A 21,148-nucleotide genomic window follows, 5' to 3' on the forward strand; every position below is an offset into this window, starting at 1 on the left:
CGCAAACGGGTGACGCCGATCACGTCCGCACGGAGGCAGTTGCTAGGTTCCGGATGTGGTCCTGATCAGCGCACACCGGTGCGGCGCCGGCGATGACCCTGCGAGCCAGAACGGGCTCCACGCCCTCGAGCACTCGCTGTCCTTGAGATCCGCCGCGGGTGGCGTCGACTACGTCGAGTTCGATGTGCGCCGCCTGACCGACGGCACCCTGGTCGTCACCCACGACGAGCCCGGCGACGGGGTGGAGCTGCTCCCGTACGCCAGCGTCCTCGAGCGCCTGGCCGGGCGGGCCGGCGCGCACATCGACCTCAAGGCCGAGGGCTACGAGATCGAGGCGACGGAGGGCGCGTTGCGCGTCATCCCCGCCGACCGGATCGTCGTGACCACCGGGTCGGTCATCGGCGCGCGCCGGCTGCGGGACTGGGCCGACCTGCACGGCCACCCGATCCGCGTCGGGCTGTCCACCGGCACCTCCCTGAGCGGGCTGCCGCCGCTGCGCGCGCTCGTCTCGCTGCGCCGCCAGCTCTTCCCGTGGCGGCGCTATGCCGCCGCACGCGCCGACGTGCTGTGCGCGCACCACGTCCTCGCCGCGATCACCCTGCGCCGTCTCGCGGCCCGTCGCGGACTCGACCTCCTCGTGTGGACCGTCGACGACACCCGGCTGCTGCGCTGGTGGCTGCGGCCCGGCCGGGCCTGGATGGTGACCACGAACCACCCCGCTCGGGCCCTCGACGTCCGGGCGCCTGAGAGGATGCCGTCGTGACCATCGACGTACTGGGTGCGCCCTACACCGCCGAGACGATCCCTCTCCCCGACGATCACGAGGGCCCGGTCGTCGCGACCCTCGTACGCCGCGCCGCGGACTCCCCGACGCGCAAGGCCGTGCTGCACGTGCACGGCTTCGCCGACTACTTCTTCCAGACCGAGTACGCCCAGTGGTGGACCGACCACGGCTACGACTTCTACGCCGTCGACCTGCCGAAGTACGGCCGCTCGATGCTGCCGCACCAGACCCCGAACTTCACCACCGACCTGCGCGACTACTACCCCGTTCTCGACGAGGTCTGGCAGCGGATCCGTGCCGACCACGACGCCGTCATCGTCACCGGCCACTCCACCGGTGGCCTGACCACGCCGCTGTGGGTCGACGACCGCCAGCCCGACGGCCTGGCCGGCATGTTCCTCAACTCGCCGTGGCTCGACATGCAGGGTCCCGCGGCCGTCCGGCTGCTCGGCACCCCCGTGATCAACCGGCTCGGCAAGCTGCAGCCCATGCGGGTCATCCCGCGCTCCGTCTCGGGCTTCTACACCCGCTCGTTGCACCGCGACCACGAGGGCGAGTGGGACTTCAACCTGGTCTGGAAGCCGGTCGAGTCCTTCACCGTGCACGCCGGCTGGCTGCGCGCGATCCGCGCCGGCCACGCCGCGGTGCATGCCGGCCTCGACGTGCGCGCCCCCGTGTTGGTGCTCTCCTCGGGCACCTCGGCCCACCCGGCGCCCGACGGGACCGTGGACGAGATCGTGCACGGCTCCGACATCGTCCTCGACGTCGCCCAGATCCGGCGCTGGTCGACCGCGATCGGCCCGCACGTCACGTACGCGGCCATCGAGGGCGCCAAGCACGACGTCGTGCTCTCGGCGCCCCCGGTGCGCGCGAAGGCGTACGAGGAGATCGGCCGCTGGCTGACGGCCTACGTGGAGGGCTGATCCGGCTCCGCCGGCGCGACCGGCGGGGCCACGGGCTGGGCGACAGCGGAGGCCTCGGCGATCGCCTGCTGGACGGCGGCGTCGGCCTCGCCACTGCTGCTGAGCTGGGCCTCCCCGGCACCCGGGCCCAGGTCGACGCGCTTGAAGTCACCGGCGGCCTTGCGAGGCACGCCGAGCGTCGCGTTGAGCGTCGACCCGAGACCCTCGATCGTCTTGGTGAACTCGCTGGGCAGGATCCAGAGCTTGTTGGCGTCGCCCTGGGCGATCTGCGGGAGCAGCTGGAGGTACTGGTAGGCCAGCAGCGACTGGTCCGGCTGCCCGTCGTGGATCGCCTGGAACACGGTCTGGATGGCCTGACCCTCACCCTGGGCACGCAGGATCGCGGCCTCACGGTCACCCTGCGCCGACAGGATCTGCGACTCGCGCGCACCCTCGGCGTTGAGGATGGCGGACTGCTTGTTGCCCTCTGCGGTGAGGATCGCGGACTGACGCTGACCCTCCGCGGTGAGGATGAGCGCGCGCTTGTCGCGGTCAGCGCGCATCTGCTTCTCCATCGCGTCCTTGATGGAGGCCGGCGGGTCGATGCTCTTCACCTCGACGCGCTTGACCTTGATGCCCCAGCGGCCGGTGGCCTCGTCGAGGACGGTCGCGAGCCCGCTGTTGATGCGCTCACGGCTGGTCAGCGTCTGCTCGAGGTCCATCCCGCCGGCGATGTTGCGCAGGGTGGTCATGGTGAGCTGCTCGACCGCGGTGATGTAGTTCGCGATCTCGTACGTCGCGGCGACCGGGTCGATGATCTGGAAGTAGATGACCGTGTCGATCGAGACGGTCAGGTTGTCCTCGGTGATGACCGGCTGCGGCGGGAAGGTGACGACCTGCTCGCGCAGGTCGGCCTTGTAGCGAAGGTTGTCGATGAACGGCACGATCACGTTGAGGCCGGGGTTGAGCGTCGCCTTGTACTTGCCGAACCGCTCGACGATCCCGGCACGTGCCTGCGGCACGATCTTGACCGTCTTGGCCAGCAGCACCATCGCAAACAGCACGATCAGTGCGAGCAGGATCAGGATCTCCACGATTGCTCCTCAGCTCTCCAACGTCGCAACAGGATGAACGTATGCGGTGGCGCCCTTGATCCGCAGCACTTCGACGGTGCTCCCGGCAGGGATGACGAGCGTGTCGTCGTACGGGAGCGCCGTCCAGTACGAGCCGTCGATCTTGATCTGCCCCGGCGTGGCGGCACTCAAACGCTCGGAGATCACGACCTGCTTGCCGAGCAGGCCGGCGGCGCCGAGGACGAGGTCCGGGCCGGCGTGCAGCATCGCGACCACGCCGGGTCGGACCACCGCGAGCATGGCGACCGAGGCGATCGCGAAGACGACGACCTGGACGGCCAGGCTGTCGGTGGCGAACGAGGTCAACATCGCCGCCAGCGCGCCGACCGCGAACATCTCCAGGATCAGGTCGAGACTCGCCAGCTCACAGATCGTGAGGATGATCGAGAGCCCGAGCCACCCCGCCCATTGGTTGTCGCCCAGCCACTCCATGATCCGACACTAGACCGGCGGACCACGCGGTGGGGTCAGACAGCGCGACGAGGTGCTCGTCGACGGGCCGAGTAGCGTCCGTCGGCCCGGTCGAGGACCAGCGGCATGCCGAACGTACGCGACAGGTTGGCCTCGGTGAGCTCGGTGTCGATCAGGCCGGCGGCGATCAGCTGACCGCGGCGCAGCATGAGCACGTGGGTGAAGCCCGGCGGGATCTCCTCGACGTGATGGCTGACCAGGACCGTGGCCGGCGAGTCGGGGTCGTAGGCCAGCGTCGAGAGCGTCGAGACCAGGTCCTCGCGGCCACCGAGGTCGAGGCCCGCGGCAGGCTCGTCGAGCAGCAGCAGCTCCGGGTCGACCATCAGCGCGCGGGCGATCTGGACACGCTTGCGCTCCCCCTCGGACAAGGTGCCGAACTGGCGCTCGGCGAGGTGCGCGATGCCGACCTCCACGAGCAGCGACTCAGCGCGCTCGTGGTCGATCTCGTCGTACTGCTCGCGCCAGCGGCCGTAGATGCCGTACGACGCGGTGACGATGACGTCGCGCACGGTCTCGTCGTTGGGGATGCGCCCGGCGAGGGCGGCACTGGTGACGCCGATGCGCGGTCGGATCTCGCTGAGGTCGACGCGGCCCAGGCGCTCCTCGAGGATGTCGACGGTGCCGGAGGTCGGGTGCATCTGCGCGGCCGCGATCTGCATCAGGGTGGTCTTGCCTGCGCCGTTGGGGCCGAGGATGACCCAGCGCTCGTCCTCCTCGACCCGCCAGCTCACGGTGTCGAGCAGCAGGCTCTGCCCGCGGCGGACGGTGACGTCGACGAGATCGAGGACAGCGGCCATGGCGTAAAGGTATCGACTGGGCGACGGAGCGAGCGCATCGGGCACTTGCGCCCGGTTGCCGCGAGCGATCGAGCCGGCGAGCGATGGAGCCAGCGCGCGCAGCGCGCTAGGGTCCGGGCCGTGACTCCCGCCCCGCCCGCACTCCGCCTCGCCTGGTGGGGTACGGCCTGGCTGCGCGGCCAGGTCGTCACCGACCTGATGCTCGACGCGGTGATCGACGACGACGCGACCCACACCATCGCCGGTCTCGCCACCCTCGGGCTCACCGACTCCGAGGCCGCCGAGACGCTCGTCGGCGGGCTCGGGCGACTGCGCGCGGAGGGCGCCTCCACGCTGGGCGTCGCGTATCCGGCCGAAGGCGACGCGGTCGGTCTCGGCGGTCCGCCCGCCTTCAACCACGCCGCCCTCGAGGCCGGCGAGGCGGTCGTGACCGATGCGGGCATCGGGCTCGTGCCCGTGCGGGTCGGCGCGGTGCTCACCTGGCACGCGTACGCGGCTCAGCGCCGGCAGCTGCCGGACGTGGGCGAGGCCGATCGCGGTCTGCGGGCCGCGCTCGTCGAGACGACCCAGACCCTCGCCGACCTCGATGTGGCCAAGTGGCGCCCCGAGGTCGCCGACCGGCTGATGAACCTGCGTCATCGCACCCATCTCGCCGCCCCGCCCGGCGCGCCCGAGCGTTGCGTCGACCTCGCCGAGCGCGGCCTGCAGGCCGCCGAGATCGTCGAGCTGGCGCTCGAGGACGACGGCGCCGCGCTGTCCGCGTACGAGATGAACGCCCGGCGCGACGCGCTGCTCCCCCTCGACCGGGCGGCCCGCCGCGCGCTCACCGCCTCGGGGTCTCCGGAAGTCTGGCCTGGCTAGTTCTGCCGATAGTCTTGGCCGCGCCATGGCTGAAGCACCCGACACCCTGCTGATCACGCTCACCGGCCGTGACCGGCCCGGCGTGACGTCCTCGACCCTCGCCACCCTGGCGCTCGCCGGAGTCGACGTGGTCGACCTGGAGCAGATCGTGCTCCGCGGGCGGCTCGTGCTCGGCCTGCTGGTCACCGCTCCCGCCGACGCCGCCTCCGCCGACGCGCTGCGCACCGCGATCGAGGAGACCGCCCACGCGCTCGAGATGTCGGTCGAGATCGAGCCCGGGACCGGCGACACCCCGCGCCGCTCCCGTGAGCGTGCCCACGTCACCGTGCTCGGCATGCCGCTCAAGGCCGCCGCGATGGCCGCGGTCACCCGCCGGATCGCCTCCGCTGGCGCCAACATCGACCAGATCGTCCGGATGGCGCGCTACCCGGTCACCGCGTTCGACCTGCACGTCTCGGGCGCCTCGCAGGAGGTGCTGCGCACCGAGCTGGCCGTCGAGGCCGCCGCGCAGGGCATCGACATCGCCGTCCAACCGGAGAACATCCAGCGCCGCGGCCAGAAGCTGATCGTGATGGACGTCGACTCGACCCTCATCGACGGCGAGGTGATCGAGATGATCGCCGCCCACGCCGGCTGCGAGGACGAGGTCGCCCGGGTCACCGAGGCCGCCATGCGCGGCGAGCTGGACTTCGAGGAGTCGCTGCGCGCCCGCGTGGCGCTGCTGAAGGGCGTGCCCGCCTCCGCGCTGGACCAGGTCTACGAGTCGATCCAGCTCAACCCGGGCGCACGCACGATGGTCCGGACGCTGCGTCGGCTCGGCTACCGCTTCGCGATCGTCTCCGGCGGCTTCTCGCAGATCACCGACCGCCTCGCCGAGGACCTCGGCATCCACTACGCCCGCGCCAACGAGCTCGAGATCGTGGACGGCGTGCTGACCGGCAACGTCGTCGGCAAGGTCGTCGACCGCGCCGCCAAGGCCGAGGCGCTGCGCGAGTACGCCACCGAGCTGGGCCTGCCCCAGTCGGCCACCATCGCCATCGGCGACGGCGCCAACGATCTCGACATGCTGGCCGCCGCCGGCCTGGGCGTGGCCTACAACGCCAAGCCGGCCGTACGGGCCGCGGCGCACACGGCCGTCAACGTGCCGTACCTGGACACGATCATGTACCTGCTGGGCATCACCCGCGAGGAGATCGAGGCCGCCGACGCCGAGGCCGGCATCGTCACTCCGGCACCTGTGCTCTGAGGTGCTTGCGCCTCGCCAAAAGGTCACCGTGACTGTTTGAGGTGGGAGTGACCTTTCGCAACGGTCACCCTCGGCCCAAGAGGTCACCGTGACCGTTTGAGGCGAACGTGACCCCTCGCAACGGTCACCCTCGGCCCAAGAGGTCACCGTGACCGTTTGAGGCGAACGTGACCCTTCGCAACGGTCACCCTCGGCCAAAAGGTCACCGTGACCGTTTGAGGCGAACGTGACCCTTCGCAATGGTCACCCTCGGCCCAAGAGGTCACCGTGACCGTTTGAGGCGAACGTGACCCTTCGCAACGGTCACCCTCGGCCAAAAGGTCACCGTGACCGTTTGAGGCGAACGTGACCCTTCGCAATGGTCACCCTCGGCCCAAGAGGTCACCGTGACCGTTTGAGGCGAACGTGACCCTTCGCAACGGTCACCCTCGGCCCAAAAGGTCACCGTGACCTTTTGGAGGGCGCGCAGCCACGTCAGCCCCGCGCGCGGATCCCGGCCTCGCCGAGGACAGTCGCGAGCAGGTCTCGACGCAGCGCGACGTCCCAGCCCCAGCGCACGGCACGTGGGCGATGGTGCCGTACGCGGTCCTCACGTTGCTTCTCGTCCCAGAGCACGTCCTCTGGCGAGCGACCGCCGTTGATCTCGCTGCGGAAGTACTTGCCCCTGCCGTCGAACTCTCCGAAGACGCCCAGCTCCGGCCAGTCGAAGTCGACGATGTCGGACCCACCGACGTCCCCGCCGCGCGGGAATGCGACCTGGAGGTCGGGCAGTGGGACGCCGAGCAGATGCATCTGCCCTCGGCTCAGGCTCTCGCCGGCCGAACCGGAACGCGCGTCGGCAGCCAGCAGATGCTTGCGGGCCTTGTCCCCGCCGCGCATCCCCTTCGGGATCATCGCGACCAGGCGCTCCACGGTGCCTCTGGCCGATGGATCGCTCGCAGGCTCCGGGTTCAGCGCGGCAACCAGGTGATCGAGCGGCAGCAGGACCCGGGGAAGTGGCAGCTTCGCGGCCAGGTGGATGGCGGTCCATTCGCGGGACACCACCCGGAGGCCGGCGACCTCGGCGACGTCCTCCTCGGCGAGGGCCCGGCGATGGACGAGCACACCGGCAGCCGTACGGCGCGCCTTGCCCGCCCGGTTCGTATGGACCAGGGCGCCATCGATCTTGAGAAGGGGTGCACCCCACAGCGCCGCGGCTGACTCGTCGCAGATCACCATCGGCTCCGTCCGCGCCTCGACGGCCGCCTGGATGCGCAGCAGGTAGTCGTCCTGAGGCGTCAGCGGCATCGCGGCCGGGCGGTAGTAGCCACGTCGCACCCGCTTCAGGTCGCGGTCGAGATGCGGCGGCTCCCCGCCCTCAAGCCGGCGGACCCGACTCGAGACGAGCAGCTCTCGCGGCGTGGGCACGGTGGTCATGCATCGAGGCTCTGCCATCGCCCGCCGGTTCGGTAGCCCGGAGTCGGGATCTGTGGATAAGACCCGGACGCCAAAAGGTCACCGTGACCCTTTGGCCCGAGAGTGACCCTTCAGAACGGTCACTCTCGTCGCCAACGGTCACGGTGACCTTTTGCGGCTGGGGGTGAGCCTCAAGCCGTACGACGGTGCGGGATGCCGACCGCGACCGCGGCGGCGAGCGCTGCGGCGATCGCGCACATCAGGAACAGCTCGCGGTACGCGTCGAGTGACGGCAGCGCGAAGTCGCCCACCATGATCACGCTGCCGGCCAGGATGCTGCTGCCGATGGCGCTGGCCAGCGAGCTGCCGAGGGACCGCGCCAGCGAGTTGAGCCCGTTGGCCGCCGCGAGCTCGTGGACGGGGGTGTTCGCGTTGATGATCGACGGCAGCGCGGCGTAGCCGATGCCGGTCCCGATGCCGATGATCGTCGAGCCGACGATGATGTGCCACAGCTCGGCGTGGACCGTCATCCGGAAGACGAAGCCCGCCGCGACGATGATCGCGCCGAGGGACAGCGTCTGCGGCCCGCCTCGCGAGCCGATCAGCTTGGCCGCGACCGGCGCGAAGAGCAGCATCATCAGACCACTGGGCAGCATCGCCAGTCCGCCGACGACCAGGGAGGAGCCGAAGCCGTAGCCGGTCGCCTCCGGCGCCTCGACGTACGCCGCCGTGCCGATGAAGGAGGCGAAGAGCGCGAAGCCGAACAGGATCGAGGCCAGGTTCGCCAGGATGATCGGCTTGCGGCGCAGCGCGACCAGGTCGACCAGCGGCTGCTTGATCCGGGTCTGCGACCACACGAACACGACGAGCAGTACGACGGACGAGCCCAGCAGCGTCCACACGCGGCCCGAGCCCCAGCCCCACTGCGAGCCCTGGCTCAGCGGCAGCAGCAGGCACACGAGTCCTCCGGCGAGGATCACGGTGCCGAGGATGTCGACCTTGCCGCCGGCGCGGTTCGGCGACTCGGGGACGATGGTGAGGATGCCGATGAACGCGAGCAGGCCCACGCCCGACGTGATCCAGAAGAGGGCATGGAAGTCGGCGTGCTCCGCGACCAGGCCGGCCAGCGGCAGGCCGAGCGCGCCGCCGACACCGAGCATGGCGCTGATCAGCGCGACGGCGCTGCCGACGCGCTCCTTGGGCAGCAGGCCTGCGAGCAGCGAGATGCCGAGCGGGATCGCCGCCGACGACATGCCCTGGACGGCGCGGCCGGCGATCAGGAGCGGGACGTTGGAGGTCAGCGCGGTCAGCAGCGAGCCGGCGACGAGCGCGCCGATCGCGACGAGGAGCAGGAGCCGCTTGCCGAACATGTCGCCCAGGCGACCCATCACCGGCACCGAGACGGCGCCCACGAGCAGGGTCGAGGTCAGCAGCCAGCTCACGTTGCTCGAGCTGGTGTGCAGATCGGCAGGCAGCTCACCGAGCACCGGGATCAGCAGCGACTGGGCGAGCGAGACGACGAGGGCACCCAGGCCGACGACGAGGAGCTCGAGCCGGGCGCGACCCGGCGAGGTGTGCGAGGCGATCTCGGCGTCGTTGACGCCGGTCGGCTGGTGCTGCATGAAGGGCCTTCCCAATTGGTTGACCGCGACAACCTACAGCCAGCGAGTAAAGAAGAGAAAGCGGCGGACACCTCGCGCGATCGAGGCGGGGATCAGGGCATCAGCTCCGAGAGCAGCGCGACGTCACGCAGCAGCGCGGCGGCACTGCGGACGACGGGTACGGCCGCCACCGCTCCGGAGCCCTCCCCGAGGCGCAGCCCGAGGTCGAGCAGCGGCTCCAGACCCATCGTCGACAGCGCGAGCGACTGCGCCGGCTCGGTGGAGCGATGCCCGGCGGCGAACCAGGCGGCCGCGCCGGGCGCGATCCGGTCGGCGGTGAGGGCGCACGCGACACTCATCAGCCCGTCGAGGAGCACGGGTACGCCGGCGTTCGCGGCCTCGAGCATGAAGCCGACGGTGGCGGCGAGGTCGGCGCTGCTGACCGCCTGGAGGGTCTGGATCGGGTCCTCGAGGCGCTCCCCCGCACGCTGGATCGCCGCGTCGACGATCTCGGTCTTGCGGCTCAGACCGGCGTCGTCGACACCGGTCCCGCGACCGACGACCTCCGCGGCGGGCAGGCCGAGCGCGGCGGCGATCATCGTCGCTGCCGGCGTGGTGTTGCCGATGCCCATGTCGCCGCTGATCAGCAGCTGTGCGCCTGCGGCGATCTCCTCACGCGCGACCGCCGCGCCGGCCGCCAGCGCCGCCTGCGTCTCCTCTGCGCTGAGCGCGTCCTCGAGGTGGATCGCCCCCGAGCCGCGGCGCACCTTGTGCGCCTGCAGCGCGGCTCGTACGTCGTCGGCGAGGTCGGCGAACTCCTCGTCGACGCCGAGGTCGAGCACCCGTACGCTCACGCCGTGGGCGCGTGCGATCGCGCACGCGCCGGAGCGGCCGACGAGGAAGGTGCGGACCATCGCGCCGGTGATCTCGGCCGGGAAGGCCGAGACGCCGTGGGCGGCGACGCCGTGGTCGCCGGCGAAGATCACCATCCGTACGTCCTCGACCGGTGCCGGCGGGACCTGGCCCTGGGTCGCGGCGACCCAGACGCCGAGCTCTCCGAGTCGGCCGAGGGCCCCGGGCGGGGTGGCGAGTCCGGCGAGACGCTCGGCGGCCTCCGCACGGACGGCGGCGGAAGGGGCGGCGATCGAGGTCGGGAGTGTCATGCGGATGTCCTTCGGTGCGGGTGGCGCGGAAGGCACCCGGCCGCGGACAGCAGACGAGGGATCGCTGTGAGGTCGGTGAGGCTCCCGCTCGGATTCGCCACGCGGACGGGCCTGACCGCGTGAACTGGCGGGAGGCCGGTCTTCGGACTCACCCGGTCTCTGACGGATCAGAGCCGGGATTACCGCAGCGGGCCTGTGCCGGAGTCTCACCGGCTTCCCAGATTCTCCCCAGCCACCGTCGCCACCGTCTCCGATGGGTGGGCCGTTGGGGCACCTCTCGCCTTACGGCCGCAACGATAGCGTCCCGGATCAGCCTCGACCGACGTGGTAGGCGACCAGCGTGCCGCCGGCCTCCTCGAGCTCGTCCCAATCGCCGTCCACCTCGAAGACCGCGACGGCGGAGGTCGGGAAGCCGCTGACCAGGTCGATGCTGGCCTCCTCGTCGCCGTTGCCGTCGTCGAGGAGCTGGGCGAGCATGCCGACCGTCGGGTTGTGCCCGATCACCACCAGCGTCTGGGTCGTGTCGTCGGTATCGCGGATCAGGTCGAGCGTGGCGTCACTGCCCGCGCTGTAGAGGGCGTCGACGTGCTGGGCGACGTCGAGGTCCCAGCCCGCACCGGTCGCGACGTCCTCCCAGGTCTCGGAGGTGCGGGCCGCGCCGGAGACGAGCGCGTCATCCGGCGCGGCCACGCGCTCCGCCAGCCAGCCGCCGGCCTCGAGGGCATCGGCGTGGCCGCGATCGGTGAGCCGTCGCTCGAAGTCGGTGGGCGCCGAGGCCTCGGCCTTGGCGTGCCGCATGATGACGAGGGTCCGCATGCGGTCGACCCTAAGGCCTGTGGGCCTCCGGGTCAGGCACCCATCGCGTGGTAGCCGCCGTCGACGTGCACGATCTCGCCCGTGGTGGCCGGGAAGAAGTCGCTCAGCAGCGCGCAGACGGTCTTGGCGGTCGGGATCTGGTCGGTGTTGTCCCAGCCGAGCGGCGCGCGCGTACCCCACGCCTCGTCGATCTCCTCGAAGCCGGGGATCGCCTTGGCGGCGAGCGTCTTGAGCGGACCGGCGGAGACCAGGTTGACCCGGATGCCCTGCGGGCCGAGGTCGCGGGCCAGGTAGCGGTTGGTGGACTCGAGCGCGGCCTTGGCCACGCCCATCCAGTCGTACGCGGGCCAGGCGACCGTGGCGTCGAAGGTGAGGCCGACGATGCCGGCGCCCTGCGTCATCAGCGGCTGGACCGCGATGGCGAGGCTCTTGAGGGAGTACGCGGACACCTGCACGGCCTGCGCGACGTCCTCCCACGGACCGGTCAGGAACTTGCCGCCGAGCAGGGTCTCGGGGTTGCCGTACGCGATCGAGTGCACGACGCCGTCGAGCTTGGCCTCGGCGCCGAGGTGCTCACGGATCTGGTCGGCGAGGCCGTCCAGGTGCTCCTGGTTGGTGACGTCGAGGTCGAGCACGGGCGGCTCGACCGGAAGGCGCTTGGCGATCCGCTTGGTGATCGAGAGTGCCCGGCCGAAGTTGGAGATCAGGACGGTCGCGCCCTGCTCCTGGGCGACCTTCGCGACCGCGAAGCCGATCGAGCTGTCCATCGTGACGCCGGCGACCAGGATCGTCTTGCCGTCGAGAAGTCCCATTTCACGTGCCTTTCAGAGGAGGAAGAAGCTCAGTGGCCCATGCCGAGGCCGCCGTCGACCGGGATGACGGCCCCGGTGACGTAGCCGGCGTTCGGGCTGGCGAGCCAGGTGACCGCGTTGGCGATCTCGGCGGCGTCGCCGTAGCGGCCCAGCGGGACCTGCTGCTTGATCGCGCCCTTCTGCTCGTCGCTGAGCACGTCGGTCATGTCGGTGCTGATGAAGCCGGGTGCGACGACGTTCGCGGTGATCGAGCGGGAGCCGAGCTCGCGGGCCAGCGAGCGCGCGAGACCGACGAGGCCGGACTTGGAGGCGGCGTAGTTGGCCTGGCCCGCGCTGCCGAGCAGACCGACGACCGAGGAGATGAAGATGAGGCGACCGCGCTTGAGGCGCAGCATGCCCTTGGCGGCGCGCTTCGCGAGGCGGTACGAGCCGGTCAGGTTGGTGTCGATGACCGAGGACCAGTCGTCCTCGCCCATCCGCAGGATGAGGGTGTCGTTGGTGATGCCGGCATTGGCGACCAGCACCTCGACGGGTCCGTGGGCCTCCTCGATCTGCGCGAAGGCCGCGTCGACCTGCTCGGGGTCGGTGATGTCGCAGCGCACGCCGAGCGCGCCGTCGGGCGCGCCGCCGTTGCGCGTGGTCACTGCGACCTTGTCGCCCTGGGCGATGAACGCCTCGGCGATGGCGCGGCCGATGCCGCGGTTGCCGCCGGTGACGAGCACCGAGCGGGGGGCGGGCACGGAAACCTGCGGGGAATCACTCACGACTGGCGACGCTAACGATTACCCGCAGGTACGCCTACCTACCTGCGGGTAATCGCTCGTGTGAGGAGTCTCTCAGGCCTCGTCCTCGAGCCGGAAACCGAGCTTGAGCCCGACCTGGAAGTGCTCGACGGCGCCGTCCTTGACCTGGCCACGGACCTGGGTCATCTCGAACCAGTCGATGTGGCGCAGGGTCTTGGAGGCACGCTCGACGGCGTTGCGGATGGCGGCGTCGATGCCCTCGGGAGAGGTGCCGACGACTTCGGTGACGCGGTAGGTGCGGTTGGTCATGTCCTGAGACTAGCGTCGGTGCCGGCCACGTCTGCGGGCGCGGGCGGACGTAGGATCATCGGTATGGCAAGGGCGCATGAACAGCCGATCCGCATCACCACGGCGGCGGAGAGTCGCGAGGTGGACATCGCGAAGCGGCAGAAGCGCTACCTGATCGCGATGGCGATCCGTACGGCCTGCTTCCTCGGCGCGGTCTTCACGGGCGTACAGGGCTGGAACTGGGTCTGGCCGTTCTTCATGGTCGGCGCGATCTTCCTGCCGTACGTGGGCGTGGTGATGGCCAACGCCGCCAACACCAAGGGCCAGACCGAGATGGACCTCCTGGACACGCACTACCACCACAACGAGCTCGACTGATGGAGCCGGACGTCTGCTCCTCGAAGGGATGCCGCGCGCCCGCCACCTGGGCGCTGTCGTGGAACAACCCGAAGATCCACACGCCGGACCGCCGCAAGATCTGGCTCGCCTGCGACGAGCACAAGGACTCGCTGAGCGCGTTCCTCAGCGCGCGCGGGTTCCTGCAGGAGACCGGCCCGCACGACGGGACGCTGCAGCCCCGCTGACGGCTCGTCAGCCGCCGATCGCCGACATCGGGCGGTCGGGCTGCAGGAACGTCGGATCGTCGATGCCGTGGCCGGGGAGCTTGCCGGCCATCGCGGTGACCCAGCGCGACGCGAGCTCCTCGTCGGAGGCGCCGTTGCGCAAGGCCGTACGGAGGTCGGACTCCTCGCGGGCGAAGAGGCAGTTGCGGACCTGGCCGTCGGCGGTGAGCCGCACCCGGTCGCAGTCGCCGCAGAACGGGCGGGTCACCGAGGCGATCACGCCCACCGTGCCGACCACGCCGGCGCCGCCGTCGACATGGAAGAGCTCCGCCGGGGCGCTCCCCCGAGGCTCGTGGGCCGGGGTGAGGGTGAACTCCTTCTCCAGCCGCTCGAACGTCTCGTCGGCGGTCACCATGCCCTCGCGCGACCAGCCGTGCTGGGCGTCGAGCGGCATCTGCTCGATGAAGCGCAGCTGGTAGCCGCGCGTGACGCACCACTCGAGCAGCTCGGCGGCCTGGTCGTCGTTGACGTCGCGCAGCAGGACCGCGTTGATCTTGATCGGCCCCAGGCCCGCCTCGGCGGCGGCCTCGAGGCCCTCGACGACGTCGTGCAGCCGGTCGCGGCGCGTGATGGTCGCGAACGTCTCGGGCCGGACGGTGTCGAGTGAGACGTTGACCCGGCTCAGGCCGGCGTCGGCGAGCGGCCGCGCCAGCTTGGCGAGCCCGAGGCCGTTGGTGGTCACGGACAGCTCCACGGAGGGGTCGACGGCGCGGGTCCGGGCGACGATGTCGACCAGCCCACGTCGTACCAGCGGCTCACCACCGGTGAACCGGATCTCGCGGACGCCCAGCCGCTGCACCGCGATGGCGGCGAGCCGGACGATCTCGTCGTCGCTCAGCAGCCGCTCGTTGGGCAGCCAGTCCAGGCCCTCGGCCGGCATGCAGTAGCTGCACCGGAGATTGCACTTGTCCGTCAGGGAGATCCGCAGGTCGGATGCCACGCGGCCGTAGCGATCGGTGAGCGGTGTCGTCTCCACCACCCCAGTCTAGGCGTAGGGGGCGAGGCCGCCGAGCCTGCCCGTGCGAGCCCGGCCAGCGAGCCGGCGGGCGGTGCGCTGCGGTGAGCCCGGTGCCGATCATCGGGGACTCAGGATCAGCGGTTAGCCTCGTGCGGTGCGCTCGTTCCGCTTCCTGCTCAGCCGCCGCTGGGCGCTGTTCACCGTCGCGGTCGCGATCCTGGCGTACGGCACCTGGTGGCTCGGCGACTGGCAGTGGGGTCGCCTCGAGAGCAAACACCACAGCAACGCGATCATCACCGCTCACCTGAAGCAGGACCCCGAGCCGGTCACCGACGTGCTGACCTCCGGTGGCGAGGTCGGCAAGGACACCGAGTGGACCCGCGTGAGCGCCACCGGCACGTACGACCCCGCGCACACGATCACGTGGCGCTATCGCACCAACGACCACAGCGAGGCCGGCGTCGACATCGTCGTCCCGCTGATCACCGCCGACGGCACCGGCGTGCTGGTCGATCGCGGCTTCCTCAAGTCGCAGGACCAGGACAACCACCCCGTTGCGGTGCCGCCCCCGCCCGCCGGCGAGGTCACGGTGACCGGCTGGGTGCGCAGCGACGCGACCGGCGACAGCACCCGGGTCAGCGGGCTCGGCACCCGCGCCATCTCGAGCACCGCGATCGGACCCGCGATCGGGCGCAACCTGCTCGGCGGCTGGGTGGAGCTGGAGTCGGAGTCCCCCGCCCCGGCGACCGCGCTGGCGCCCAACGACCTGCCCGACCTCGGCAGCGGCCCGCACTTCTTCTACGCGCTGCAGTGGTGGTTCTTCGGGCTGCTCGCCGTCGGAGGGTTCTTCTACCTGATGTACGACGAGCGCCGGCTGTATCTGCACCCGCCGGCAACGGTCGCAGCAGACGAGGACGACGCGGCGCCCGCTGCTCCGGCTGCGGAGCAGGTGGCCGCGGTCCGCGCCGCCGCCTCGGACGCCCGCAAGGCCAGGCAGCGCGAGAAGAACGCGCGCAAGCAGGCCCTCGCCGCGGCCTATGCCAAGGCTCGCGAGGCCGACGACGTCAACCGTACGAAGGCGTTCGGCTCCAGCGTCGAGAGAAGCAAGCACGGCACCGACGCCTGAGCCATCCCCTGGGCATGCCGACGTCGCCCGGGAGCAGCTGAGCGGCACGCACCGTCTCTACGCGAGGCCGGCGTACCGACCGGCCTCAGCGCTCTAAGCGAGCACGGTCCTTGATCGCCGCGATGACGTCGGTCTTCGCCTCGGCGTAGGCGTTCATGTCCGGCCAGTCCTGCGTGAGCAGCCGGCGCTTGGTGCGCTCATAGAGCTCGCGATCCGCCGCGTCGGATCGCAGCCGGTCGCGCAGGAGCAGGTAGTCGCCGACGGCTTGATCGCCCGCCTGCAGGATGTGCACGTGGACGTCCCGCGCGGGCGTGCGGACCAGGCGATGCCCGGGCTCGCGGACCCGCAGCTCGTAGCCCGCCGCGATCAGCTGCCCGAGGTAGTGCTCCTCGGCCGTGATGTCGTCGACGACGACCAGGACGTCGATGATCGGCTTCGCCGCCAGGCCGGGCACGGCGGTGGAGCCGATGTGCTCCACCTGCACGCTCGGGCCGAGCGCCCGGCGGATACACAGCTCGTGCTCCGCGAACCTCACGGGCCACGCGTCGTCGTAGTCGGCCAGAGCGAGATCGCGCTTCTCGATCCCGCCGATGAGCTCGGTGGCGGTGACGTCGCTGCCGCGTGACGCGGGCGTCCGGTGCGCCATCAGGCCTGGGTGGCGAACTGGGTGCGGTAGAGGTCCGCGTAGAGGCCGCCCTCGTCGAGCAGTGACTCGTGGGTGCCCGACTGGACGATCCGGCCGCCGTCGACGACCAGGATCTGGTCGGCGTGTCGGATGGTCGAGAGCCGGTGGGCGATGACCAGCGACGTACGGTCGGCCAGCGCCGCGTCCAGCGCCCGCTGGACCGCCGCCTCGGACTCGCTGTCCAGGTGGGCGGTGGCCTCGTCGAGGACCACGATCGCGGGCGCCTTGAGCAGCAGGCGTGCGATCGCGAGGCGCTGACGCTCACCGCCGGACAGGCGATAGCCGCGGTCGCCGACGACCGTCTCGAGGCCGTCGGGAAGGCTCGAGACCAGCGCGTCGATCTGCGCCGCCCGCAGCGCGCCCCAGATCTCGTCGTCGCTGGCCGTCGGTCGGGCGTAGAGCAGGTTGGCGCGCACGGTGTCGTGGAACATGTGGGCGTCCTGGGTGACGTACCCGACCGCGTCCTCGAGCGACTGGAGCGTCACGTCGCGGACGTCGTGACCGGCGACCCGGACCGCGCCCGCCGACACGTCGTAGAGCCGCGCCACCAGGTGGGTGACCGTGGACTTACCGGCACCGGAGGGACCGACGAGCGCGACCATCTGACCGGGTGCGGCGGTGAAGCTGATGTCGCGCAGCACCTCGGCGCTCACCCCGGTCTCGGCGCGGGCGACGGTCTCCAGGGAGGCGAGCGAGACCTCGTCGGCGCGCGGGTAGGTGAAGGCGACGTGCTCGAACTGCAGGCTCGCCGCTCCCCCGAGGTCGCTCGGCAGGGCGGTCGCGTCGGGCTTCTCCTGGATCAGCGAGGGCAGGTCGAGCACCTCGAAGACGCGCTCGAAGGAGACCAGAGCCGTCATCACGTCGATGCGGGCATTGGACAGGCTCTGCAGCGGCCCGAGGAGGCGCACGAGCAGCAGCCCGAGCGCGGTGAGCGTGCCCAGCGAGAAGTGCCCGCGGATGACCAGCCAGCCGCCGACGCCGTAGACGAGCGCCGTGGCCAACGCCGGCACCAGCTGCATCGCCATCGAGAAGACCCGGGTGAGCAGGGCGATCCGCACGCCCAGATCGCGGACGAGGCCGGCCTTGCCGGCGAACATCCGGTCCTCCTCGGCGCGGCGGCCGAAGAGCTTGAGCAGCATCGCGCCGCCGACGTTGAAGCGCTCGGTCATCGCGGTGGCGAGGTCGGCGTTGCCGTTCATCTGGTCGCGGGTGAGCCCGGCCATCCGCAGACCCACCCACCGCGAGGTGATCAGCAGGATCGGGAAGAGCGCCAGGCACAGCAGGGTGACCTGCCACGACAGGGTCAGCATGGTCGCGCCGACGACGACCGCCGAGATGAAGCTCGAGACGGTGTTGGACAGCGTCGAGGTGAAGGCCCGCTGGGCGCCGATCACGTCGTTGTTGAGCCGCGAGACCAGGGCGCCGGTCTGGGTGCGGGTGAAGAACGCCAGTGACTGGCGCTGGACGTGGGCGAAGACCTTCGTGCGCAGGTCGAAGATGAGACCCTCGCCGATGCGTGAGGAGAGGTAGCCCGAGCCGATCCCGAGCACGGCGTCCAGCAGTGCCACCGCCGCCATCGCGCTCGCCAGCCAGACCACCAGCGACACGTCTGCGTGCAGGATGCCGTCGTCGACGATCCACTTGGTGAGCAGCGGCGTGATCACGACCAGGCCCGCGTCGATCACCATCAGCGCCAGGAAGCCGCTGATCAGGCGCCGGTGCGGGCCCGCGAAGGACACGACCCGGCGTACGGTCCCCTGCGTCAGGCGCTGGTCGAGGACGTCACGGTCCGAGCGCAGGTTGCGATAGACCCCGCCCATCCCCAGGTTGCCGCCCATCACCTCGCGAGCGTCCACATCTCGTGGGTGCCGGGGGCCATCACGCCGTCGGCGATCAGGGCCTGGCGCGCGCGTCGGGCGGCGTAGTGCCACCGCAGCTCGCCGCTGGGCATGCGGTCCTCGTCACCCTGACGCAGCCGAGGACCGATGGCCTCGCCCAGCCTCTCCAGGAGGTCCTCGCCGGGCAGCGCTCCCCCGGCATCGCGCAGCAGCTCCACGATGACCTCGCTCAGCTCCTCAGGCGGCGTCCACCGCCGAGTCACTGGTCGCGCCGACGTGCTCCGTCCGGACGCCGGCGCACCCGAGGTGGCGCGCTTGCGCGGCTTCGGTGGCGCCTTCGCGGGCTCGGGCACAGCCGCCGGAGCGGGCATGCCGTGGATGCATTGTGACAGCGGGAGATCACATCGTTCGCAGAAGTCGTGGGGAGGCATCGCATCCCACCCTAGAGTCAACCCGGTCACGCGCGAGCCCGGCCAGCTCAGTGCAGCGAGACGAGCTCGGCGTACGAGTCGTTCCAGAGGTCCTCGACGCCGTCCGGCAGGATCAACACCCGGTCCGGCTCGAGCGCGTGCACGGCACCCTCGTCGTGGGTGACCAGGATGATCGCGCCCTCGTAGGTGCGGATGGCGTTGAGCACCTCTTCGCGTGACGCCGGGTCGAGGTTGTTGGTGGGCTCGTCGAGCAGCAGCACGTTGGCCTGGCTGACGACGAGTGACGCGAGGGCGAGACGGGTCTTCTCGCCGCCTGAGAGCACGCCGGCCGGCTTGTGCGCGTCGTCGCCCTGGAAGAGGAACGCACCCAGGACCGTACGGGCCTCGACGTCGGTGAGCTGAGGCGCGGCCGCCTGCATGTTCTCCAGCACGGAGCGGTTGACGTCGAGCGTCTCGTGCTCCTGGGCGTAGTAGCCGACCTTGAGACCGTGACCGGGCTCGATCTCGCCGGTGTCCGGCTTGTCGACGCCGGCGAGGATGCGCAGCATCGTGGTCTTGCCGGCGCCGTTGAGGCCGAGGATGACCACCCGTGAGCCCTTGTCGATCGCGAGGTCGACGGCGGTGAAGATCTCCAGCGCGCCGTAGGACTTCGACAGGTCCTTGGCCATCAGCGGCGTCTTGCCGCACGGCTGCGGGGTGGGGAACTTGATCGCGGCGACCTTGTCGCTCTGGCGCTCGCCCTCGAGGCCGACCGTGAGCTTCGCGGCGCGCTTGAGCATCGACTGCGCGGCCGAGGCGCCCGAGGCGCGGGCCTTCATCTTGTTGGCCTGGTCGGTGAGCGTCTTGGCCTTGTTCTGCGCGTTCATCATCTCGCGCTTGCGGCGGGCCTCGTCGGTCTCACGCTGCTGGAGGTACTGCTTCCAGCCCATGTTGTAGACGTCGATCGCGGCGCGGTTGGCGTCGAGGTGGAAGACCTTGTTGACGGTCTCCTCGAGCAGCTCAGTGTCGTGGGAGATCACGATGAAGCCGCCCTTGAACGTCTTCATCCAGTCGCGCAGCCAGATGATCGAGTCGGCGTCGAGGTGGTTGGTCGGCTCGTCGAGGATGAGCACCTCGGCCTGCGAGAACAGGATCCGGACGAGCTCCACGCGGCGGCGCTGGCCTCCGGAGAGGGTCTTCAGGGGCTGCTCCCACAGGCGCTCGGGGAGGCCGAGGGCGTTGGCGATCCGCTTGGCCTCGGACTCGGCGGCGTAGCCGCCGCCGGCCTCGAAGTCGTCGAGCGCCCGCGCGAAGCGGCGCATGCCCTTGTCGTGCACCTTCGGCTCGGGTGAGGCCATCTGCTCCTCGGCGGCGCGGAGCCGGCGGACGGCGTCGTCGAGGCCGCGCGCGGACAGGATGCGGTCGCTGACCGGGACCTCGGGGTCGCCGACGCGCGGGTCCTGGGGCAGGTAGCCGATCTCGCCGCGGGACACCTCTCCGGCGGCGGGCGCGAGGTCGCCGGCGAGCACCTTGGTGAGGGTGGTCTTGCCGGCGCCGTTGCGGCCGACCAAGCCGACCTTGTCGCCGGGTCCGACGCGGAAGCTGACGTTCTCCATGAGGAGGCGTGCACCGACGCGGACCTCGAGGCTCTGGGCGGTGATCATGAGGTAGGCGAGTCTAGGCCGGATCCCGGCTCAGCTCTCATTCGCCGCAGCCCCATGAACATGGAGTCGTGCAGCACGGCCACGTGGCCCTCGATGACGCCGACCGCCGCGACGGGGTCGCGGCGCCGCAGCGCGCCGAGCAGCTCCCGGTGCTCCCGGTTCGAGTCGCGGAGGTAGGCGATCGGGTAGGGCAGGAAGTAGGCGTAGAGGTCGGTGAGGACGGTGTCGTAGTAGCCGGTCGCCCAGTCGAGCCCGCTCGCCCGCGCGACGCCGCGGTGGAAGCTCTCGTCGGCCAGGTGGTACTCCGCCCAGGACGTGGCGGCGTCGGCGGCATCGATGTGACGGTGCAGGTCATCGAGCTGGTCGTCGGTCGCAGCGAGTGCCGCGTGGTGGGTGAGCGCTGCCTCCAGCAGGAGGCGCACGTCGATGAGCCGGTGCACCTCATCGGCGTCCTCGAGGTAGGCGGCGACGGCGTCGGCGCCGGCCTCCCGTGCCGACGCCGGTCCGCCGGAGGCCACGAAGGTGCCACCACCGCGACCGCGGCGTCGCTCGAGCACCCCCTCCCCGGCGAGGGACTCGATCGCTCGGCGCGCCGTGATCTCCCCGACGCCGAGGGTGGCCGCGATCGCGCTCTCCGCGGGCAGCCGCTCGCCCGGCGGCAGGAGGCCCAGGCTGACCGCCATCGCGATCCGCGCCCGGACGGTGTCGACCGCCGTGACCCGCTTGATCCTCGAGATCGCGGCACCGCTCAGGGCGGGAGGCAGGGAGGGCTGCGACACAGGGCTTCCTGGGGGCTGATGGACAGGACGGACGGCTCGAACCCTACCGAACC

General features: G+C 70.9%; 23 protein-coding genes and 1 riboswitch. Of the genes, 7 read left to right on the plus strand and 16 right to left on the minus strand.

The genetic code is table 11. The annotated features are described in order from the left end of the window. The first annotated feature begins 55 nt into the window (after window positions 1-55). Window positions 56-763: a glycerophosphodiester phosphodiesterase gene (locus KSO98_RS03295; protein WP_225283476.1), complete on the plus strand. Its 708-nt coding sequence runs from the start codon at window positions 56-58 to the stop codon at window positions 761-763. Further along, window positions 760-1,707 carry an alpha/beta hydrolase gene (locus tag KSO98_RS03300; RefSeq protein WP_225283477.1) on the plus strand — a complete coding sequence of 316 codons (948 nt, stop codon included), beginning with the start codon at window positions 760-762 and terminating at the stop codon, window positions 1,705-1,707. Before KSO98_RS03295 ends, KSO98_RS03300 begins: the two co-directional genes overlap by 4 nt. Here the strand turns inward: KSO98_RS03300 and KSO98_RS03305 are convergent. Genes KSO98_RS03305 through KSO98_RS03315 form a run of 3 tightly spaced genes read right to left on the minus strand, consistent with a single transcriptional unit; the run spans window position 1,692 to window position 4,087 of the window. Next, on the minus strand, window positions 1,692-2,738 hold the full coding sequence (locus KSO98_RS03305; protein WP_263642348.1) for an SPFH domain-containing protein: 1,047 nt from the start codon (window positions 2,736-2,738) through the stop codon (window positions 1,692-1,694). The two genes, KSO98_RS03300 and KSO98_RS03305, sit on opposite strands and share 16 nt — an antisense overlap. A gap of 51 nt (window positions 2,739-2,789) precedes the next feature. Continuing rightward, window positions 2,790-3,251 carry an NfeD family protein gene (locus KSO98_RS03310; RefSeq protein ID WP_225283478.1) on the minus strand — a complete coding sequence of 154 codons (462 nt, stop codon included), beginning with the start codon at window positions 3,249-3,251 and terminating at the stop codon, window positions 2,790-2,792. A gap of 35 nt (window positions 3,252-3,286) precedes the next feature. After that, the gene (locus KSO98_RS03315; RefSeq protein ID WP_225283479.1) at window positions 3,287-4,087 is read right to left on the minus strand and encodes an ABC transporter ATP-binding protein; all 801 of its coding nucleotides are present in this window, start codon (window positions 4,085-4,087) and stop codon (window positions 3,287-3,289) included. A 120-nt stretch (window positions 4,088-4,207) separates the two neighbouring features. Between KSO98_RS03315 and KSO98_RS03320 the strand changes: the two genes are divergently transcribed. Then, a complete protein-coding gene (locus KSO98_RS03320; protein ID WP_225283480.1) occupies window positions 4,208-4,948 on the plus strand; it encodes an Rv1486c family protein in 741 nt (246 codons plus the stop codon). A gap of 25 nt (window positions 4,949-4,973) precedes the next feature. Next, a complete protein-coding gene (gene serB, locus KSO98_RS03325; protein ID WP_225283481.1) occupies window positions 4,974-6,194 on the plus strand; it encodes a phosphoserine phosphatase SerB in 1,221 nt (406 codons plus the stop codon). 474 nt (window positions 6,195-6,668) lie between these two features. Here serB and KSO98_RS03330 read toward each other — a convergent pair whose 3' ends face one another. The 7 genes from KSO98_RS03330 to KSO98_RS03360 form a co-directional block, all read right to left on the minus strand. After that, the gene (locus KSO98_RS03330) at window positions 6,669-7,610 is read right to left on the minus strand and encodes a hypothetical protein (RefSeq protein WP_225283482.1); all 942 of its coding nucleotides are present in this window, start codon (window positions 7,608-7,610) and stop codon (window positions 6,669-6,671) included. A 170-nt stretch (window positions 7,611-7,780) separates the two neighbouring features. Continuing rightward, complete coding sequence (locus tag KSO98_RS03335; RefSeq protein WP_225283483.1) at window positions 7,781-9,211, minus strand: MFS transporter; 1,431 nt, start codon at window positions 9,209-9,211, stop codon at window positions 7,781-7,783. 92 nt (window positions 9,212-9,303) lie between these two features. Continuing rightward, window positions 9,304-10,353, minus strand: a complete 1,050-nt coding sequence (gene cobT / locus KSO98_RS03340) for a nicotinate-nucleotide--dimethylbenzimidazole phosphoribosyltransferase (RefSeq protein ID WP_225283484.1) — start codon at window positions 10,351-10,353, stop codon at window positions 9,304-9,306. A 117-nt stretch (window positions 10,354-10,470) separates the two neighbouring features. Then, a riboswitch (cobalamin riboswitch) is annotated at window positions 10,471-10,608 on the minus strand. A gap of 54 nt (window positions 10,609-10,662) precedes the next feature. Beyond that, on the minus strand, window positions 10,663-11,169 hold the full coding sequence (locus KSO98_RS03345) for a SixA phosphatase family protein (protein ID WP_225283485.1): 507 nt from the start codon (window positions 11,167-11,169) through the stop codon (window positions 10,663-10,665). A 32-nt stretch (window positions 11,170-11,201) separates the two neighbouring features. Then, window positions 11,202-11,981, minus strand: coding sequence for an enoyl-ACP reductase FabI (gene fabI / locus KSO98_RS03350; protein WP_225283486.1), 780 nt, complete (start codon window positions 11,979-11,981; stop codon window positions 11,202-11,204). A gap of 29 nt (window positions 11,982-12,010) precedes the next feature. Beyond that, window positions 12,011-12,745 carry a beta-ketoacyl-ACP reductase gene (locus KSO98_RS03355; RefSeq protein WP_225283488.1) on the minus strand — a complete coding sequence of 245 codons (735 nt, stop codon included), beginning with the start codon at window positions 12,743-12,745 and terminating at the stop codon, window positions 12,011-12,013. 72 nt (window positions 12,746-12,817) lie between these two features. Continuing rightward, window positions 12,818-13,033: a dodecin gene (locus KSO98_RS03360; RefSeq protein ID WP_225283490.1), complete on the minus strand. Its 216-nt coding sequence runs from the start codon at window positions 13,031-13,033 to the stop codon at window positions 12,818-12,820. Window positions 13,034-13,096: 63 nt separating this feature from the next. Between KSO98_RS03360 and KSO98_RS03365 the strand changes: the two genes are divergently transcribed. After that, window positions 13,097-13,390 carry a DUF3099 domain-containing protein gene (locus tag KSO98_RS03365; RefSeq protein WP_225283491.1) on the plus strand — a complete coding sequence of 98 codons (294 nt, stop codon included), beginning with the start codon at window positions 13,097-13,099 and terminating at the stop codon, window positions 13,388-13,390. Further along, entirely contained in the window at window positions 13,390-13,596 is a 207-nt protein-coding gene (locus tag KSO98_RS03370) for an acetone carboxylase (RefSeq protein WP_225283492.1), read from the plus strand. Before KSO98_RS03365 ends, KSO98_RS03370 begins: the two co-directional genes overlap by 1 nt. 7 nt (window positions 13,597-13,603) lie before the next feature. Here the strand turns inward: KSO98_RS03370 and moaA are convergent, their stop codons facing one another. Further along, window positions 13,604-14,614 carry a GTP 3',8-cyclase MoaA gene (gene moaA, locus KSO98_RS03375; protein WP_225283493.1) on the minus strand — a complete coding sequence of 337 codons (1,011 nt, stop codon included), beginning with the start codon at window positions 14,612-14,614 and terminating at the stop codon, window positions 13,604-13,606. 133 nt (window positions 14,615-14,747) lie between these two features. On the opposite strand from moaA, the gene KSO98_RS03380 reads away from it, so the two are divergent. Continuing rightward, window positions 14,748-15,719, plus strand: coding sequence for an SURF1 family cytochrome oxidase biogenesis protein (locus KSO98_RS03380; RefSeq protein WP_225283494.1), 972 nt, complete (start codon window positions 14,748-14,750; stop codon window positions 15,717-15,719). 85 nt (window positions 15,720-15,804) lie between these two features. Here the strand turns inward: KSO98_RS03380 and KSO98_RS03385 are convergent, their stop codons facing one another. The 5 genes from KSO98_RS03385 to KSO98_RS03405 all read right to left on the minus strand — a co-directional run bounded on the left by KSO98_RS03385 (window position 15,805) and on the right by KSO98_RS03405 (window position 21,095). Beyond that, complete coding sequence (locus KSO98_RS03385) at window positions 15,805-16,365, minus strand: GrpB family protein (protein WP_225283495.1); 561 nt, start codon at window positions 16,363-16,365, stop codon at window positions 15,805-15,807. Next, a complete protein-coding gene (locus tag KSO98_RS03390) occupies window positions 16,365-18,260 on the minus strand; it encodes an ABC transporter ATP-binding protein (RefSeq protein WP_308012724.1) in 1,896 nt (631 codons plus the stop codon). Before KSO98_RS03390 ends, KSO98_RS03385 begins: the two co-directional genes overlap by 1 nt. Next, window positions 18,242-18,505 (minus strand): hypothetical protein, encoded by a 264-nt coding sequence (locus KSO98_RS03395; RefSeq protein ID WP_225283496.1) that lies wholly within the window; start codon window positions 18,503-18,505, stop codon window positions 18,242-18,244. The genes KSO98_RS03390 and KSO98_RS03395 overlap by 19 nt, the downstream gene beginning before the upstream one ends. A 215-nt stretch (window positions 18,506-18,720) precedes the next feature. Beyond that, entirely contained in the window at window positions 18,721-20,316 is a 1,596-nt protein-coding gene (locus KSO98_RS03400; RefSeq protein WP_225283497.1) for an ABC-F family ATP-binding cassette domain-containing protein, read from the minus strand. Further along, a complete protein-coding gene (locus tag KSO98_RS03405) occupies window positions 20,313-21,095 on the minus strand; it encodes a FadR/GntR family transcriptional regulator (protein WP_225283498.1) in 783 nt (260 codons plus the stop codon). The genes KSO98_RS03400 and KSO98_RS03405 overlap by 4 nt, the downstream gene beginning before the upstream one ends. Window positions 21,096-21,148 lie beyond the last annotated feature (53 nt).

The sequence above is a fragment of the Nocardioides nematodiphilus genome, from assembly GCF_020216525.1.
GTDB lineage: Bacteria > Actinomycetota > Actinomycetes > Propionibacteriales > Nocardioidaceae > Nocardioides > Nocardioides nematodiphilus.